The sequence below is a fragment of the Agromyces sp. NPDC057679 genome (assembly GCF_042799635.1).
Taxonomy (GTDB): domain Bacteria; phylum Actinomycetota; class Actinomycetes; order Actinomycetales; family Microbacteriaceae; genus Agromyces.
Genome location: NZ_JBHVIK010000001.1, coordinates 623754 through 641053, shown reverse-complemented (window position 1 = coordinate 641053; position 17300 = coordinate 623754). Strand labels below are relative to the sequence as shown.

Annotated in this window: 16 protein-coding genes, 1 tRNA gene and 1 other RNA gene; 10 read left to right on the top strand and 8 right to left on the bottom strand. The window is 72.3% G+C overall.

Features of this window, described 5'->3' with window-relative positions:
* The first annotated feature begins 25 nt into the window (after nucleotides 1-25).
* The 6 genes from ACFVAJ_RS02805 to menC are packed head-to-tail and all read left to right on the top strand — an operon-like array spanning nucleotide 26 to nucleotide 6079.
* Nucleotides 26-844: a bifunctional allantoicase/(S)-ureidoglycine aminohydrolase gene (locus ACFVAJ_RS02805; RefSeq protein ID WP_376941272.1), complete on the top strand. Its 819-nt coding sequence runs from the start codon at nucleotides 26-28 to the stop codon at nucleotides 842-844.
* A complete protein-coding gene (gene allB, locus ACFVAJ_RS02800) occupies nucleotides 841-2724 on the top strand; it encodes an allantoinase AllB (RefSeq protein ID WP_376941271.1) in 1884 nt (627 codons plus the stop codon). Before ACFVAJ_RS02805 ends, allB begins: the two co-directional genes overlap by 4 nt.
* Entirely contained in the window at nucleotides 2721-3065 is a 345-nt protein-coding gene (uraH, locus tag ACFVAJ_RS02795; protein ID WP_376941270.1) for a hydroxyisourate hydrolase, read from the top strand. Before allB ends, uraH begins: the two co-directional genes overlap by 4 nt.
* 7 nt (nucleotides 3066-3072) lie before the next feature.
* Nucleotides 3073-3999, top strand: a complete 927-nt coding sequence (gene pucL, locus ACFVAJ_RS02790; protein ID WP_376941269.1) for a factor-independent urate hydroxylase — start codon at nucleotides 3073-3075, stop codon at nucleotides 3997-3999.
* A 50-nt stretch (nucleotides 4000-4049) separates the two neighbouring features.
* Nucleotides 4050-4895 carry a GNAT family N-acetyltransferase gene (locus ACFVAJ_RS02785; protein ID WP_376941268.1) on the top strand — a complete coding sequence of 282 codons (846 nt, stop codon included), beginning with the start codon at nucleotides 4050-4052 and terminating at the stop codon, nucleotides 4893-4895.
* Nucleotides 4892-6079, top strand: a complete 1188-nt coding sequence (gene menC, locus ACFVAJ_RS02780) for an o-succinylbenzoate synthase (protein ID WP_376941267.1) — start codon at nucleotides 4892-4894, stop codon at nucleotides 6077-6079. Before ACFVAJ_RS02785 ends, menC begins: the two co-directional genes overlap by 4 nt.
* Nucleotides 6080-6090: 11 nt before the next feature.
* Here menC and ACFVAJ_RS02775 read toward each other — a convergent pair whose 3' ends face one another.
* Together ACFVAJ_RS02775 and ligD are read right to left on the bottom strand one after the other, a co-directional pair.
* Entirely contained in the window at nucleotides 6091-6996 is a 906-nt protein-coding gene (locus ACFVAJ_RS02775) for an aminoglycoside phosphotransferase family protein (protein ID WP_376941266.1), read from the bottom strand.
* Nucleotides 6993-8255, bottom strand: a complete 1263-nt coding sequence (gene ligD, locus ACFVAJ_RS02770; protein WP_376941265.1) for a non-homologous end-joining DNA ligase — start codon at nucleotides 8253-8255, stop codon at nucleotides 6993-6995. The genes ACFVAJ_RS02775 and ligD overlap by 4 nt, the downstream gene beginning before the upstream one ends.
* A gap of 412 nt (nucleotides 8256-8667) precedes the next feature.
* Between ligD and ACFVAJ_RS02765 the strand changes: the two genes are divergently transcribed.
* The 3 genes from ACFVAJ_RS02765 (at nucleotide 8668) to ACFVAJ_RS02755 (ending at nucleotide 11780) form a co-directional block, all read left to right on the top strand.
* The gene (locus ACFVAJ_RS02765; RefSeq protein ID WP_376941264.1) at nucleotides 8668-9126 is read left to right on the top strand and encodes a hypothetical protein; all 459 of its coding nucleotides are present in this window, start codon (nucleotides 8668-8670) and stop codon (nucleotides 9124-9126) included.
* 36 nt (nucleotides 9127-9162) lie between these two features.
* Nucleotides 9163-11091, top strand: a complete 1929-nt coding sequence (locus ACFVAJ_RS02760; RefSeq protein ID WP_376941263.1) for a helicase HerA-like domain-containing protein — start codon at nucleotides 9163-9165, stop codon at nucleotides 11089-11091.
* Between the two features lie 68 nt (nucleotides 11092-11159).
* Nucleotides 11160-11780, top strand: a complete 621-nt coding sequence (locus ACFVAJ_RS02755; protein WP_376941262.1) for a GNAT family N-acetyltransferase — start codon at nucleotides 11160-11162, stop codon at nucleotides 11778-11780.
* Between the two features lie 42 nt (nucleotides 11781-11822).
* Here ACFVAJ_RS02755 and ACFVAJ_RS02750 read toward each other — a convergent pair whose 3' ends face one another.
* From ACFVAJ_RS02750 to ffs, 3 genes are all read right to left on the bottom strand, one after another.
* Complete coding sequence (locus ACFVAJ_RS02750) at nucleotides 11823-12344, bottom strand: hypothetical protein (protein ID WP_376941261.1); 522 nt, start codon at nucleotides 12342-12344, stop codon at nucleotides 11823-11825.
* A 419-nt stretch (nucleotides 12345-12763) separates the two neighbouring features.
* Nucleotides 12764-12851 (bottom strand) — tRNA-Ser (locus tag ACFVAJ_RS02745).
* Nucleotides 12849-12945, bottom strand: an RNA gene (gene ffs / locus ACFVAJ_RS02740) — signal recognition particle sRNA small type. The genes ACFVAJ_RS02745 and ffs overlap by 3 nt, the downstream gene beginning before the upstream one ends.
* Nucleotides 12946-13018: 73 nt before the next feature.
* Between ffs and ACFVAJ_RS02735 the strand changes: the two genes are divergently transcribed.
* The gene (locus ACFVAJ_RS02735) at nucleotides 13019-13603 is read left to right on the top strand and encodes a uridine kinase (protein ID WP_376941260.1); all 585 of its coding nucleotides are present in this window, start codon (nucleotides 13019-13021) and stop codon (nucleotides 13601-13603) included.
* Between the two features lie 206 nt (nucleotides 13604-13809).
* Here the strand turns inward: ACFVAJ_RS02735 and ACFVAJ_RS02730 are convergent, their stop codons facing one another.
* From ACFVAJ_RS02730 to ACFVAJ_RS02720, 3 genes are read right to left on the bottom strand one after another with little or no spacing between them, the layout of a single operon-like run.
* Complete coding sequence (locus ACFVAJ_RS02730) at nucleotides 13810-14760, bottom strand: NAD-dependent epimerase/dehydratase family protein (protein WP_376941259.1); 951 nt, start codon at nucleotides 14758-14760, stop codon at nucleotides 13810-13812.
* Nucleotides 14757-15719, bottom strand: a complete 963-nt coding sequence (locus ACFVAJ_RS02725) for a bile acid:sodium symporter family protein (protein ID WP_376941258.1) — start codon at nucleotides 15717-15719, stop codon at nucleotides 14757-14759. Before ACFVAJ_RS02725 ends, ACFVAJ_RS02730 begins: the two co-directional genes overlap by 4 nt.
* A complete protein-coding gene (locus tag ACFVAJ_RS02720) occupies nucleotides 15716-17104 on the bottom strand; it encodes a flavin-containing monooxygenase (protein WP_376941257.1) in 1389 nt (462 codons plus the stop codon). The genes ACFVAJ_RS02725 and ACFVAJ_RS02720 overlap by 4 nt, the downstream gene beginning before the upstream one ends.
* Nucleotides 17105-17300: the final 196 nt, after the last annotated feature.

Sequence of the window (17300 nt, the reverse complement as noted above, 5' to 3'; positions counted from 1 at the left end):
CCGACGACCATCACGAGGAGGCTCGATGAGCGACTACTTCACCCCCGAGGGCGGACTGCCCGGACAGCGCGAACTCCTGAGCGACCGGGCGATCGTGACCACGGCGTACACGGTCATCCCGAAGGGGGTGCTGCGCGACATCGTGACGAGCAGCCTTCCCGGGTTCACCGACGCGCGCGCCTGGATCCTCGCGCGCCCGATCGCGGGGTTCGCGACGACCTTCTCGCAGCTCATCGTCGAGCTGGCACCGGGCGGCGGCGCGGTCCGGCCCGAAGCCGAGGAGGAGGTCGAGGGCGTCGTCTTCGTCACCGCAGGCGCGTTGACCCTGACCCTCGAGGGCCGACGGCACCGGCTCGAACCGGGCGGGTACGCGTATCTCGCCGCCGGGGCGGACTGGTCGATCGTGAACGAGGGCGAGGCGCTCACGAGCTTCCAGTGGATCAGGAAGGCCTACGAGCCCGTCGAAGGGATCGCGGCGCCCGCCTCGTTCGTCACCCGCGATCAGGATGTCGCGCCGCAGCCCATGCCCGGCACCGACGGCGCCTGGGCGACGACCCGGTTCGTCGACCCCGACGACCTCGCGCACGACATGCACGTGAACATCGTGACCTTCCGTCCGGGCGGCTCGATCCCATTCGCCGAGACGCACGTGATGGAGCACGGACTGTTCGTGCTCGAGGGCAAGGGCGTCTACCGGCTCAACGACGACTGGGTCGAGGTGGAGGCGGGCGACTTCATGTGGCTGCGCGCGTTCTGCCCGCAGGCCTGCTACGCGGGCGGGCCCGGCCCGTTCCGCTACCTGCTCTACAAGGACGTCAACCGGCAGGTGAGGCTCACCGCGTGAACGCCCGACCGTTCGACCGGGTGCTGCGCGCCCGGCGCGCCCTCGTCGATGGGGCGTTCGCGGCCGTCGAGCTCGGCGTGCGCGACGGCGTCGTCGCGGCGATCGCGCCGCTCGGAGCGGAGCTCGAGGGGGCCGAGGTCGAGACCCTCGCCGACGACGAGGTGCTCCTGCCCGGGCTCGTCGACACCCATGTGCACGTCGACGAGCCGGGCCGCACCGAATGGGAGGGCTTCGCGTCGGCGACGCGGGCGGCCGCGGCCGGCGGCGTCACGACGATCATCGACATGCCGCTGAACAGCATCCCGCCGACGGTGTCGGTCGCGGCGCTCGCGGTCAAGCGCGCGGCGGCCGAGGGCCAGCTCGCCGTCGACGTCGGGTTCTGGGGCGGGATCGTGCCGGGGAGCCTCGACGAGATCGAGCCCCTCGTCGCCGAGGGCGTGTTCGGCTTCAAGTGCTTCCTCCTGCCGTCGGGGGTGCCCGAGTTCCCGCCGGTGAGCGCCGACGAGATGGAGGCGGCGATGGGGCGGATCGCGGCCCTCGACTCGCTGCTGATCGTGCACGCCGAGGACGCCGGGCTGATCGAGGGCGCCCCGCACCCCGGTGGGCCGGCCTACGCGGACTTCCTCGCGTCGCGGCCGCGGGCGGCTGAGGACGCGGCGATCGCCGCGGTCATCTCGGGCGCCGAGCGCACCGGTGCCCGCGCGCACGTGCTGCACCTGAGCTCCGCCGACTCGCTCGGGCGCATCGCCGACGCCCGCGCCGCCGGCGTCCGCCTGAGCGTCGAGACCTGCCCGCACTACCTCACGCTGAGTGCCGAGGACGTGCCCGCCGGGGCGACCGCGTTCAAGTGCTGCCCGCCCATCCGCGAGCAGTCGAACCGCGACGCGCTCTGGCAGGGGCTCGTCGAGGGCGTCATCGACCTCGTCGTCTCCGACCACTCCCCGGCCACGCCCGAGCTGAAGTTCGCGGGCGACGGCGACTTCGAGCTCGCCTGGGGCGGCATCGCCTCGCTGCAGCTCGGCCTGCCGCTCGTCTGGACGGAGGCGCGCCGTCGCGGCATCGGGCTCGAGCGGGTCGTCCGGTGGATGTCGGAGCGTCCCGCCGAGCTGGTCGGGCTGCCGACGAAGGGACGCATCGCGGTCGGCGCCGACGCCGACCTCGTGGTCTTCGCGCCCGAGGCGGGGTTCACCGTCGACGCCGCCTCGCTCCAGCACCGGCATCCCGTCTCGCCGTACGACGGGCGCGAGCTCACCGGCGTCGTGCGGCGGACGCTCCTCGCCGGCGTGCCCGTCGATCGCGGCCGGCCGCGCGGGCGGATGCTCCGGCACGAGCCGGTTCCCCTCGAGGGCCGACGCCAGCACAATGGGACGATGAGGCAGCCGGGCCCCCTCGAGTGGTTCAACGGCGCCGATCGCGATGAGGCGATCGCGTCGCTCCGGCCGTGCCTCGACCTCGCCAGGTGGTGCGAGGAGCTCGCCGACGCGCGGCCGTTCGCGTCGCTCGACGACCTCGTGCGCGCGGCGGGCCTCGCCGCGTCGCCGTTCACCGAGGCGGAGATCGCGCAGGCGCTCGGCGACCACCCGCGCATCGGCGAACGGGCGGCGGGGGCCGGAGAGTCGGCGGAGCTCTCGCGCGGCGAGCAGGCCGGGGTCGACCCGACCGACGCCGAGCTCGCCCGCGCGCTCGCCGAGGGCAACGCGGCGTACGAGCGTCGCTTCGGGCGGGTGTTCCTCATCCGGGCCGCAGGGCGCTCGGCGCGAGACATCCTCGAGGCGCTCGAAGCCCGCCTCGGCAACGACGACGCCGACGAGGCGGCGATCGTCGCCGAGCAGCTGCGCGAGATCGCCGTGCTGCGAGTGAAGGGACGCTTCTCACCATGACCGGTTCGCAGATCACGACGCACGTGCTCGATGCAGCCCAGGGCCGGCCCGCTGCGGGCGTCGCCGTCGAGCTCCTCCGGCACGACGGCGGCGACGGGTGGACGAGCCTCGCGCACGCGACCACCGACGACGACGGGCGGGTGAACGCGCTCGGCCCCGAGCGGGTCGCACCGGGGGAGTACCGCCTGCGCTTCGACACGGGCGCCTATTTCGCCGCCCGCGGCACCGCGGGCTTCTACCCCGAGGTGCTCATCACCTTCGTGGTCGACGAGGAGGGGCGGCACCACCACGTGCCGATCCTGCTCAGCCCATTCGCGTACTCCACCTATCGAGGGAGCTAGGACGAGCATGACCGACGAAGCGAACGGCGGCGGAGAGGGCGGGGGCATCGTGCTCGGCCCGAACCGGTACGGCAAGGCCGAGGTGCGCCTCGTACGGGTGACCCGAGACACCGCGCGGCACGAGCTCGACGACCTCAACGTGACCTCGCAGCTGCGCGGCGACTTCTCGGCGGCGCACCTCGAGGGCGACAACGCGCATGTCGTCGCCACCGACACCCAGAAGAACACGATCTTCGCCTTCGCCCGCGAGGGCGTGGGCGCCCCCGAGGAGTTCCTGCTGCGCCTCGCCGGGCACTTCACCGGTGAGTTCGACTGGGTGACGGGTGGGCGCTGGCTCGCCGAGCGGTACGCCTGGGAGCGCATCGCCGCCGACGGCGAGCCGCACGACCACGCGTTCGTGCGCACCGGCCAGGAGGTGCGGACCGCGGCGGTCGTCGCCGACGGGCCGGCCCGGCACGTGCTCGGCGGGCTCAAGGACCTCACCGTGATGAAGACGACGGGCTCGGGCTTCGAGGGGTTCCCGAGGGACCGCTACACGACGCTCCAGGAGACGAGCGACCGGATCCTCGCGACGAGCGTCGCCGTGCGCTGGCGCTTCGCCGCCGGGGCCCGGCCCGACTACGACGCGCTCTACGCCAGGGTGCGAGCGCGCCTGCTCGCGAGCTTCGCCGAGGGGTACTCGCCGGCCCTGCAGGCGACCCTGTACGAGATGGGCCGGGCGGTGCTCGGGGCCGAGCCCGAACTCGACGAGATCCGGTTCTCGATGCCGAACCGGCACCACTTCGTCGTCGATCTCGCGCCGTTCGGCCTCGACAACCCGAACGAGGTGTTCTTCGCCGCAGACCGCCCGTACGGCCTCATCGAGGCGTCGGTCACGCGCGAGGGCGTCGAGCCCGCGCCGGCGGCGTGGGAGGGCGTCGCCGGCTTCTGCTGACCGGTGCCGGGAGGGGTGCCGAGGCTCGCGGTCGGCTAGCCTCGGGAGGCATGGACCGTGACGTCGTGGATGCCGCCGAAGCACTCGCCGAGGCGGCGGATCTCCGGTCGGGCGTGCGCACGCGCGAGGCGGCCGAGCACGAGGTCGACGCCGTGCTCGGGCGCTTCGAGGCGACGTGGGGCGAAGGGCGCGGTCCCGACCACGCCATGATCCGTGCGCTCCTGCACGCCGGCGGCACGGTGCTCGTCGCGGTCGTCGACGACGAGGGCGGGGTGGATGCCTCGGCCACGCCGCCGTACGCGACGCCGGGAGCGCTGCTCGGCGCGACGCTCGGGTTCCTCGGCTGGAACGAGGGCCTCCACCTGCACTCGCACATGAACGCCGTCGCGCCGGCGGCCCGCGGGCACGGCATCGGCCTCGCGCTGAAGCTCCGCCAGCGGGCGATCGCGATCGCGCACGGCGTCGACGAGATCCGGTGGACGTTCGACCCGCTCATCCGCCGCAACGCGCGCATGAACCTCGTGCGGCTCGGCGCCGAGGTCGCAGCCTACCTGCCCGAGTTCTACGGGGTGATCGGCGACGAGATCACCGGCGCCGACCGCAGCGACCGCTTCGAGGTGCGCTGGCGGCTCGCCGCGCCGCGCGTCGACCGGGCCCTTGCGGGCGAACCCGCACCCCACTGGTCGGGCAAGGAGGGCTTCGCTCTCGTCGCCGACTTCGAGTCCCTCCGTCGTGACGACCCCGACGAGGCCGCACGGCTGCGCGCCGCGTCGGCCGCCGCCTTCACCGCGATGGCCAGGCAGGGGCTCCGCCCCGAGCTCGACGAGCACGGCGACTACGTCTTCACCGACGACGACCCCGACCTTGACGCCCGCCCCGGACAGGAGCCGAGATGAGCACGACGCCGAATCGCATCGATGCGATCGAACTGCACCGCATCGAGGTGCCCCTGGTGCGCCCCTTCGAGACGAGCTTCGGGCGCGAGACGGTGCGCGAGGCCCTGCTCGTGCACGTGCGCACCGACGCGGGCGAGGGCTGGGGCGAGTGCGTCGCCGGACGCGACCCGTTCTACTCGGCGGAGTACGTCGACGGCGTGGCATCCGTGATCGAACGCTACCTGGGTCCGGCGCTGCTCGAGGCGAAGCCGACCGGCGGCCCGACGGGCGAGGAGGCGCCGGGCCACCGCGGAGCCTCGCTCCCGCTCGCCCGCTCGGTCGCCGGCGCCCTCGGATTCGTGGCAGGGCACCGGATGGCGAAGGGCGCGCTCGAGGCGGCGGTGCTCGACGCCGAGCTGCGGGCGCAGGGCCGCTCGATGGGCGAGGCGTTCGGCGCCGTGCGCGAGTGGGTCGACTGCGGCGTCTCGGTCGGCATCGCGCCGACCCTCGAGGAGCTGCTCGACGAGGTCACGGGCTACCTCGAGGCGGGGTACCGGCGCATCAAGCTGAAGATCAAGCCCGGCTGGGACGTGGTGCCGGTCGGCGCCGTGCGCGAGCTCATGGGCCGCGGAGGGCTGCTGCAGGTCGACGCGAACACCGCCTACACGGCCGACGACATCCCGCTGCTGGCGAGCCTCGACGCCTTCGAGCTGCTGCTCATCGAGCAGCCGTTCGCCGAGGAGGACCTCGCGAGCCACGCGCGCCTCGCCGCCGCGAGCGAGACGCCGGTCTGCCTCGACGAGTCGATCCTGGACGCCGCCACCGCGGTCGACGCGATCGACCGCGGCGCCACGAGCGTCGTGAACATCAAGCCCGGCCGCATGGGCGGCTACCTCGAGGCGCTGCGGGTGCACGACGCCTGCCGCGAGCTCGATGTGCCCGTCTGGTGCGGGGGAATGCTCGAGACGGGCGTCGGTCGGGCCGCGAACGTCGCGCTCGCCGCGCTGCCGGGGTTCCTGCTCCCCGGCGACACCTCCGCGTCCGACCGCTACTACGCCGACGACGTCACCGAACCGTTCGTGCTCGGCTCGGGCGAGCATCGCGGCCAGCTGAGGGTGCCGGATGCCCCGGGCACGGGCGTCGCCGTGCGCGTCGACCTCGTGCGCGAGTGGGCGTCACGGTCGCCGGTCGAGCTCACCCGCTGAGGCGGGCGCGTTCAGCCGATGAGGCCGAGCGCCCGCTCGCCGATCCGGGTGGCCCCCTCGGCGTGCGCGGGGTCATCGTCGAGCACGAACCACGTCGACGACAGGGCGCACCAGGCCACGAGCCACCGCGCGAAGCGGTCGGGTTCGAGGGGTGCACCGGCCTGCGCGGTCGCCTCGATCACGACGCCGAACTGCCGTTCGAGCCGGGCGGGGGCGAGCGCGCGCTCGTGCGACGGGTTGCAGAGGAGGTTGCAGAAGTCGAACGCGCTCTCGCCGACGAGCCCCTTCGGGTCGATGGCGAGCCAGCCGCGCTCGCCGAAGTCGAGCACGTTGCCGTGATGCACGTCGCCGTGCAGCACCCGCTCGTCGCGGGGCGCGGCGAGCAGTCCGTCCGCGAGCTCGGCGCCGCGGCGGTGCAGCGGTTCGAGCTCGTCGGCGTGCGCGAACAGCTCGCGGAACCAGGTCGTGAGGGGCACGAGCGGCGCGCCGCCGGCATCGGACGGCACGACCAGTTCGCCCGAGGTGGACGGGTCGGTCCCGTCGAGGTCGGCGGGGTCGACGTGCAACTGCGCCGCCGTGGCGCACAGCACGCGCGTGGCCTCGTCGTCGTGCCCGGCGAGGACCATCCGCACGAGGTCGTTCGGTCCGGTCGCTCGTTCGAGGAGCATCGCGGGGCCCTCGCGGCGGAGCACCCGCGCGACGCCGCGCCCGGCGAGCCGTTCGAGCAGCTCGCCGCCCCGCTCCTCCTCGTCGATATGGGCGAGCTTCAGCATCGCCGGCGCCCCCTCGGCCGTGCGCACCGGGATCAGCGTGCTCGACGCGGTCGTGTGCGGGTCGCCCTCGGGCCGGAGCCGCCAGCGGTGCAGCCACTCGACGTCGGCATGGTGTCCGGGGTCGACGGGGCCGAGGTCGCTCACGAGGGCGAGCCCGGGAACGAGAGCGTGCCGTCCTCGTCGCGGTATCGCGCCCACGGGTCGTAGTCGACCTCGAGCGGCTCCTGCGCCGGCCGGTCGGCTTCGGCAACGTGCTGCAGGTTCACGCGGATGCGGTACCAGAGCGAGGAGGTGCCGCGCATGCCGTCGACGAGCACGTCGGCAGGTTCGAGGCGCGCGACGACGTCGGGATGTCTCGCCTTCCACCGTTCGAGCCCCTCGAGCGCCTCCTCCTTGGTCTTCGCGCGCGCGATCTCGATGAGCGGCATCGTCGACTGGCGGCGCCCCGACCCGTCGGAGCCGCGCGGCGGCTTCTCCGCCGGACCGAGCTCCTCAGCCAGCCGCAGCAAGCCGTCGAGCCGCCCGACGGCGTCGTCGATGCCGGCCGCAGGATCGCCGCGCTCGGCGAAGCGTTCGAGCACGGTCGCGACCGTGAAGCGCTCGGGACGGCTGCCCGCGACCTCCGACCAGTCGAGCGGCGTCGACACCCGGGCGTCGGGCAGGGCCCTGACCGAGTACGCCGAGGCGACCGTGCGGTCCTTCGCATTCTGGTTGAAGTCGACGAACACGCTCTCGCCCCGCTCCTCCTTCCACCAGCGCGCCGAGGCGAGGCCCGGCGCCCGCAGCTCGACCTCCCGGGCGAGCGTCTCGGCGGCGAGGCGGACCTCGGTGAAGCTCCACTCGGGCGCGATGCGCACCGAGATGTGGATGCCACGTGAGCCCGACGTCTTCGGCCAGCCGACGAGCCCGTGGTCGCTCAGCACGTCACGGGCGACGAAGGCGACGTCGACGATCTGCGACCAGTCGACGCCCGGCATCGGGTCGAGGTCGACCCTGAGCTCATCGGGGTGGTCGAGGTCGTCGGCCCTCACAGGGTGCGGGTTGAGGTCGATGCAACCGAGGTTCACGACCCACGCCAGCGCCGCGGCGTCGGTCACGACGACCTCTTCGGCGGAGTTCCCCGAGGCGTAGTGCAGCGTCGCGGTCTCGATCCAGTCGGGACGCTTCTCGGGCGCGCGCTTCTGGAAGAACGCCTCCTGATCGATGCCCTTCACGAAGCGCTTCAGCACCATCGGCCGCCCGGCGACTCCGCGCAGCGCCCCGTCGGCGACCGTGAGGTAGTACTGCACGAGATCGAGCTTCGTGAGGCCCGGTTCGGGGAAGACGAGCTTGTCGGGGTGCGAGATCCGCACCTCGCGACCCCCCACGTCGATGACCTCTGCCGCACGCGCTGCCGGGCTCATCCCTTCACCCTAGGGCGGCCCGCGCGCCCGGGGAACCCCGTCGGCCCTCGCCGCCGACTCCTCCTCCCCAGCGCCGCCCCTGCTCGGACCGCCCGACCGGAGACGCCGTTCGCACCGCCCGGCCCTGCGACGCGGAAGAGTTCCGTTGCCCCGCGTTCGGTACTTCGGTACTTCGGTACTTCGGTACCGACCTTGCGAAGGGAACTCTGCCTCCGGGCCTCGGTGGCCGTGGCCACGGTACGGGCCACGGAGCACGGAGGCATGGAGCTCGAGGTACGGACCCCGGGACTTCGGGTGAGAGGCGCGCGGGGGCACGCCGGCGCGGGGCCACGGAGGGACGGGCGAGGATGCGCCGACCCTAGCCGGAGCCGGCCCGACGAGACAGCGGAAGACCAGACGGAAGGCGTCACGGGTGACGGAGAAGCCGGTGAAAGTGGATGGCGCGACGAACGCGCTGATCGACGAGTTCGCGTACTTCCTCGGCACGACGAAGAAGGCCGTCGTCCGCGAGGCGATGCTCGAGTTCGCCGCGGGGAGGCGGCCCGGCGGGCACAGAGAGGAGCGCAGGCGCTTCGCGGACCTTCCGCTCGATGAGCGCCTCGGCCTTCGGCGGAGCGAACTGCTGCGTGTGTTCGAGGCGAACGGGGCGACGAACGTGCGCGTGCTCGACGACGAGTACCGTGAGCACCCCGATGCCCTGGCCCTGCTCGTCGAGACCGATATCGCGATGGGCTCGGCGGCCGCGCCGCTGCTCGCCGATCTCGCTCGACGGCTGCTCGACGCGCCCGTCGAGGTCGTCTCGGCGACGGCGTTGAGCCTGTTCAACCCGACCGGGCTGCGGCGCGCGATCGCCGATTCACATCCGCTGTGATCGGGGTGCTCCGGCGTGCGTCAGTAGGATCGGCACATGGCCGAGGACGACGCGGTGAAGCAGGCACAGGAGGCGGCCGCTGCGGCAGCCGCGGCGGCGAAGGCGCTGCAGGCCCAGGCGGAGGCCGCGATCAAAGCCGCTGAGGAGGCCGCGGCGCTCGCGCAGGCGGCGGCCGCGGCGGCGTCGGCGCAAGCCGCGGCGGCAGAGCCAGCGGCAGTACCCGCGGATGATCCCGCTGCCGAGGCCAAGGCCGAACCCGGGCCTGAGGAGGCCGCGGCCCCGGCGACGGCGGCATCCGCCGCAGCGGCAGGCGCCGAAGCATCCGGACCGCTCGATCAGGCCGCGATCGACGCCGTGCGCGCCGGCTACGCCTTCGAGGGCCCCGCGCTCGAGATGGGTGCGCTCGTCAACGGCGAGGCGATGCCGGGTGTCCCGGTGCGCATCCCGCTCGCGATGACCAACCGGCACGGGCTCGTCGCCGGCGCGACGGGCACCGGCAAGACCCGCACGCTGCAGGTGCTCGCCGAGCAGCTCGCCGCGAACGGGGTCGCGGTCTTCGCCGCCGACATCAAGGGCGACCTCTCGGGCGTCGCGACGCCGGGCGAGGGCGACGAGAAGCTGCTGAAGCGCACCGAGGGCATCGGGCAGGCATGGAGCGCCGCGAGCTTCCCGACCGAGTTCTTCTCGCTCGGCGGCGTCGGGCGCGGAGTGCCCATCCGGGCGACCATCTCTGGCTTCGGGCCGCTGCTGCTCTCGAAGGTGCTCGGACTCAACGACACGCAGGAGTCGAGCCTCGGGCTCGTGTTCCACTACGCCAACGCGAACGGGCTCGCACTCCTCGACCTCGACGACCTGCGCGCCGTGCTCGCCTACCTCGTGAGCGACGACGGCAAAGCCGAGCTCGACGGCCTCGGCGGCCTGTCGAAGGCGACCGTCGGCGTGATCCTCCGCGAACTCATCACCTTCGCCGATCAGGGCGCCGACGTGTTCTTCGGCGAACCCGAGATCGACACCGCGGAGTTCCTGCGCACGGCCGCCGACGGGCGCGGCGTCATCAGCCTGCTCGAGGTGCCCGGCGTCGCCGACAAGCCCGCGCTGTACTCGACGTTCCTGATGTGGCTGCTCGCCGACCTCTACGCGGGCCTCCCCGAGGTGGGCGACCTCGACAAGCCCAAGCTGGTCTTCTTCTTCGACGAGGCGCACCTGCTGTTCAGCGGCGCCTCGAAGGACTTCCTCGCGCAGGTCGTGCAGACGGTGCGGCTCATCCGCTCGAAGGGCGTCGGCGTCTTCTTCGTCACCCAGACGCCGAAGGACGTGCCGGGCGATGTGCTCGCGCAGCTCGGCTCGCGCGTGCAGCACCAGTTGCGCGCCTTCACGCCCGACGACGCGAAGGCGCTCAGGGCGGCCGTCTCGACCTACCCGAAGTCGGGGTACGACCTCGAGGAGACGCTCACCGTGCTCGGCACGGGCGAGGCCGTCGTCACCGTCATGAACGAGAAGGGCGCCCCGTCGCCCGTCGCCTGGACGAGGCTGCGCGCGCCCCAGGCCTCGATGTCGCCGAGCGCCGACGCCGCGATCGACGCCGCCGTCGCGGCATCCCCGCTGATGGATAAGTACGGCACCGCCATCGACCGCGAATCGGCCCATGAACTGCTCACGAAGCGCATGGCCGACGCGGCGGCCGCCGCCGACGCCGCCGAGGCGGCGGAGGCGAAGGCGAAGGCCGACGCCGAGTACGCGAAGATGCAGGCGAAGATCCAGGCCGACGCGGCGAAGGCCGACAAGAAGGCGCAGGCCGAGTACGACCGACTGCTGAAGAAGACCTCCGGCTCCTCGCGCTCGGGCGGCTCGCGGTCGCGGTCGCCGCAGCGCTCGACCCTCGACCAGGTGCTCGGCTCGAAGACCACGCAGAAGGTCATCACGCAGGTGCTCACCGGGCTCTTCGGCATGGCCAAGCGCCGCTGAGACCGCGACACGGCCGGTCGAGCAGCCGAGCGTCTCGGGACTCCCGAGAGATCGGGGAGGATTGACAGGTGTTCGAGATCCGCCCCTACCGCCCCGACGACCGCGAGGACGTCGCGCTGATCTGCCTGCGCACCGCGGCGGCCGGCGGCGACGCGACGGGGGTCTACTCCGACGACACGCTCATGCCCGAGGTGTTCGCCCTGCCGTACGTCGAGTACGCGCCCGAGCTCGCGTTCGTCGTGGCTGACGCCGACACCGGGCGGGCCTTCGGCTACGTGATGGCGATCGCCGACACCGCCGCCTTCATCGAGTGGTGGCGGCGCGAGTGGGGGCCCGGCTTCGCGGCGAGGCATCCGGCCGCCGGCGAGCCCACCTCGCACGCACCCGACTTCACCGAGGCGGAGCTGATCGACGCCGGCCTCCACCCCGAGCGCATGCTCGTGCCCGAGCTCGCCGAGTACCCCGCGCACCTGCACATCGACCTGTTGCCCGAACTGCAGGGCCAGGGCTTCGGGCGCCGCCTCATCGAGCGGGTGCGAGCCGAACTCGCCGCGCGGGGCGTGCCGGCGCTGCACCTCGGCCTCGCCGCCGCGAACACGGGTGCGCGGGCGTTCTACGACCGGCTCGGATTCCACGAACTGCCCTCAAGCACCCCACAGGCGCCGCGGCTCGGCATCGCGACGAGCTGAGCGGCGACGCGGCCGCCGCGTCGGCGACCCCGACGCTCGACATCAGCCGAGGAGCGAACGCCGCTCGAACCAGTAGAGCAGCGTCGGATCGCTCGCGCGAAGCTCGGACAGCGTCACGGGTTCGACCCGCGTCGTCTCGTCGACCTCGAGCACCTCGGCCACGAGGTTCATCGTGCGCTCGTCCCAGAAGCGGCCGCGCATGCGGAAACGTCCGCGCCCGCCGCGGCAGACGACGAACAGCTCCTCGGTCGTGTCGAGACTGTTCGGGCGATAGAGCTCCAGGCGCAGGACTCGGGCGACGTCGCGAGCCGCGACGACGGTCGTGACGCCGAAGAATCCGCGCTCGACGATCCCGTACTTGCTCACCGACACGCGGGCGCGCCGATACGCGACCCACGCGAGCCCGATGAGCACGCCGAGCACCGAGGCCGTCGCGGCGACGATCGGCCACGCGGTCGGCTGGTCGAGCAACCACAGCTCGGCCGCGAGCAGCGGCACGACGAGCGCGGTGAGCGCCAGACCGTAGTTCCACCCGAGAGTGCGACGAGGCCTCAGGGTGATCACCCTGAGGCCGTCGCCCCCTGCTGCCGCTGCGCTGGTGGAGGAGCCCCCTGCGTCCCCACTCCTCGCTTCCACCTGTGCTGCTGACATCACACACATGATGCGCCTGTTCGGCTCGAGGGCGCTATTCCGCATTAATGAGGACACGGGTCGGAACGGCGCCGAAACAGGGGGAATTCCCGCGGCGCAAAGGGCCGGCGAGCGGGGAGAGTGGGAAGGGCGCGCCGGTGTCGTGGGGTCAACAAGGTCGCCGTCGTCTTCGTCGACACCTCGGGCCCTCACGACCCGGCTCAGGACAGCATAGGCGTTCCAGACGCGGACGCAATACGCCCTGGGGCGGAGATGCGGAGCGAGCGCTCGGATCTGGCGAGGAGAAGGGATTCGAACCCCATCGGCGGGTGCTGCGCGCGCGGTGAATTTCTTGGCGGAGGATAGGGGATTCGAACCCCTGAGGGCTTTCACCCAACACGCTTTCCAAGCGTGCGCCATAGGCCACTAGGCGAATCCTCCAGTGACCCCCCACGCACCCGCCAGAGCCCGGTTACCCTTGCTGCGTTTCCGCCCTGGGGGAGTTGGCCTGGATGGCGCCACGTGGGGAGCCGCAGCAAGTCTACCCGAGCCGAGCGGGGTCGAAGAACCAGTGCCCGGTCGAGCCGACCCGGCACTAGTTTGAGGGGATGCCTCAGCCCGACGTCGATGCCGTGTTCACGCGTGTGTCGGAGGCGCGCGCGGCTGCTGAGCGTCCGATCGTCGTGGGCATCTCGGGGTACTGCGGGGCGGGCAAGTCGACGCTCGCGCGCGCCCTCGTGGCGCGCGGCGGCGGCGGCGTCGTGCGCATCCGCGGCGACGACTTCCTCGACCCGGTGCGCTCGCACCTGCGGTCGAGCGATTGGAGCGGCGTCGAGCGCGTGCGGCTCGCCGACGAGGTGCTGCGGCCCTTCCGCGAGCGGGGTCCCGGCGAGTTCCGTCCGTACGACTGGAGCGCGGGCCGCCTCGGCGAGCCGCGCCCGCTGCCGAGCGCCGAAGTGCTCGTCGTCGACCTGATCGGGTTCTTCCACCCCGAGACGGTCGAGCTCCTCGACCTGCGCATCTGGATCGACCTCGACCTCGAGACCGCCGCGAGGCGCGGCAAGGCGCGTGACGAGGCGCTGGGCCGCCGGCACGACCGCCTCTGGGACGAGGTGTGGGTGCCGAACGAGCGCGACTTCGCCGAGCGGTTCCGCCCGCGCGAGCACGCGCATCTCGTCATCGACGCTCGCTGAGCCGAGCTGCCGCTGCCGCCCGAAATCAGCGCGATGCCGGCGAGGTGGATGCTTCGAGCTGCGCGCGGCGCGAAGCATCCGTGCTTTCGGGGTGACGCGGCCGCGCTTTTCAGGATGAGCGCGTCCTCGGCGCCGCATGCAGACGCAACGAGGCGCTCATCCTGAAAAGTGCGGTGCGCTGTCTCGTGACGAGCGAGGGTGGCACACTAGCCGCGCGCCGCCCGCGCCGCGAGGTATGCGTCGAACGCCTCGCGGCTCGTCTTCGCGGGCGTGTAGCCCAGCACCGACTTCAGGCGGTCGTTCGCGAGCACCGGCCGGTACTGCAGGAACCCGACGCGCTCGGGCCCGTGCACGGTGAGCCGCAGGGCCCGCCCAGCGCGCAGCGCGAACGCGAGCACCCCGGGCGACAGCGTCAGGGTGCCCTTGTCGAGCGCCGCGGCGATCTCGTGCACGCTCACCTTGCCGTCGCCGGCGACGTTGAAGGCGCCGGTCGCCTCGCCGGTCGCGGCGGTCGCGATCGCCCCGACGACGTCGTCGACCCAGACGAACACGAACGGGCTGTCAGAGCCGCGGATCGCGAGGATCCGCGGGCCGTCCCAGAGGGCGGTGATCTGGTTCGCGACGGTCGGGCCGAGGATGGTGCCGATGCGCAGCACCACCTGATCGAGCGCCGGGTGGGCCTCCCGGTATCGGGCGAGCATCTCCTCGACGAGGCGCTTGTGCCGCGAGTAGCTGAACTCCTCGTTGCCGCGGATCGCGTCGTCCTCGCGGAGCCATTCGGGGTTGTCGGCGTGGTAGCCGTAGGCGGCGCCCGACGACGACACGACGATGCGCGAGACGCCGTAGGCGACGGCCGCGTCGAGCACGTTGCGGGTGCCCTCGACGTCGACCCGGTACTCGATCTCCTCGTCGAGGGCGCCCGGGTTCACGATCGCGGCGAGGTGCACGATCGTGTCGATGCGGTGCTCGCGGACGACGGCGGCGACGGCCTGGGCGTCGGTCACGTCGCACGCCTCGACGACGACCCCGTCGGGCGTCGAGGCGGGCTCGCGCACGTCGCCCGAGACGACGAGCTCGACGTGCGGGTCGCCCGCGAGGGCGCGCACCGCCGAGGAGCCGAGGAACCCCGAGCCGCCGGTGACGAGCACGCGCCTCATGCGACGGGCTCGCTTCCGGAGGCCCCGGCGGCGACCGCAGGGGCCGGCGCCGTGGCATCCGACCGCTTCGCCGAATGCCGCGCCCACAGCGTCGCGACCGCGAGGCCCGCGATGATGTCCCAGATGCCCCACCAGCCGGCGACGATCGCCATGCCGCCGAGGCCGTCGAAGAAGGCGAACACGAGCCCGAGCCCGAGGCCGGCGTTGCGGATGCCCACCTCGAAGGTGATCGCCTTCCGGTCGCGCACGCCGAGCCCGCCGATGCGGGCGCTCGCGTAGCCGAGGCCGAGCGCGACCGCGTCGTGCAGGAACACCGCGACGAGCACGACGCCGATGTAGGCCATGAAGATCGCCCAGTTGCCGACGAGGGCGATGACGATGAAGCCGACGAGCGCGGCGAGGCTGATCCAGCGGGCGTACGGCTGCACGCGAGCCGCGAAACGTGGCCACTTCGCCCGGATCAGGAGCCCGGCGAAGAACGGCAGGCCGATGATGAGGAAGATCTCGATCAGCATCTGCCAGCCGTTGAGGCTGACCTCGCGTACGAGCTCCGACGCCGTCGGGTGCAGGTTGCCCCAGAACACGATGCTGACGGGGAGCACGAAGATGTAGAGCGCGTTCGCGACCGCGGTCATCGAGACCGAGAGCGCCACGTTGCCGCGGGCACGGTACGTGAGCACCTGCGAGATGTTGCCGGGCGGGCAGCACGCCACGAGGATCATGCCGAGCGCGATCGACGCCTGCACGTTCAGCAGCAGGGTCAGCCCGAACGTGACCGCCGGGAGCAGGATGATCTGCGCGAGCATCGCGACGATCATGGCCTTCGGCGCGGTGAGCACGGCCTTGAAGTCGCTCGGCGCGGTGTCGAGCGCGATGCCGAACATGATGAAGCCGAGCACGACGTTCAGGGCGAGCATCGAGCCGGGCGTGAAGTTCAGGACGACGTCGTCGATGTTCATGCGCGCACTCCGTCCCGGTCGGCCGAACGGCGCGCATCAGCAGCGGCGCCGGTCCGGTTCGGTGAAGCGGATGCCTCGGGCAGGGTCTTGCGCAGCCGCTTCACGGTGCGCCGGTAGGCGTCCTTGTTGACGTAGTACGACATGCGGTCGAGCCCGAGGTAGTCGTACCCGCCGGTGAGGTCGGGCCACGGGGCAACCGCCCGCGCCCTGAACCGTGCCGCCTGCTCGGGCGCGCTCGAAGCCGCGGCGAGGTACGCGGCGATGAGCTCGGCCTGCTCGGCGCGGCCCTGCCAGCCGATGCCCGAGGCCTCGATCATGCCGAGCACGTGCAGGCCGTTGAAGCTCGGCGGGAAGATGTTGAGGAAGAGCGAGGGCGAGGCCCCCGCCCAGTCGAGGTGCTCGCGTGCGACGAACGGGTAGTCGAGCGTGTACCCGGTCGCCAGCACGACGCGGTCGTACTCGGCCGAGCTGCCGTCGGCGAAGTGGACGGTGCGGCCGTCGAAGCGGTCGACGTCGGGCACGATGCGGAGGTCGCCCTGGCCGAGGTGGTTCAGGATGAGCGTGTTCACGATCGGGTGCGACTCGTAGATCTTGTAGTCGGGCTTCGGGAAGCCGAACCGCACCGGGTCGCCCGTGAACGCCTTGAGCACGCGGGCGTCGATGAACTGCTTGATCGGCGCGGGCAGCGGCCGGCCCTGGTTGAGCGTGTCGGACGGCCTGCCGAACAGGTACCGCGGCACGAAGTAGTAGCCACGACGCACCGACAGGTCGACGGATGCCGCGTGGTGCACCGCGTCGACGGCGATGTCGCAGCCCGAGTTGCCGGCGCCGATGATGAGCACGCGCTCGCCGTCGAACACCTTCGCCGATTTGTAGGCGCTCGTGTGCATGAGCTCGCCGGTGAACTCACCGCGGAACGCCGGCACGTTCGGCTCGGCGAGGGTGCCGTTCGCGAGGATCACGCTCGAGTACTCGCCCGTGATCGTCTCGCCGTCGTCGGTGACCGCGGTGAGGCGCCATCCGTTCGCGCCGGGCGTCTCGCCGCCCTCGACCGGCAGCGGCTCGACCGCGGTGACCCGGGTGCCGAAGCGGAAGTGCTCGCGCAGGCCGAACTCGTCGGCGTAGTCGCGGAAGTAGCCGAGGAGTTCGCGGTGACTCGGGTAGTCGGCCGTCGAACGCATCGGGAACTCGGCGAACTCGGTCGTCGTGCGGCTCGAGATGAGGTGCGCCGACTCGTACATGGTGCTTCGCGGGTTGTCGATGTTCCAGAGGCCGCCGACGTCGGCGCCGGCCTCGAAACCGTGGAAGGGAAGACCGGCGCGGCTGAGGGCGCGCGCGCCGGCGAGGCCCGAGGGGCCCGCTCCGATGAGGGCGATGGGGTTCACAGGTGGGTGTCTCTGTTCGGGTCGCGCCGCAGGGGGGACGGCACGGCACGTCGATGTGCCCGATCAGCATAGGCGAATGACGCTCGGGTTCCGACCGCGCCCGAGATCCGACGTGGTCGCGCTCTCTCGGGTCGCGCGTCATCCTCCCGACGGATGGCCAGCTCGTGAGGATGGGCCCCGGGTGCCACGACGACGG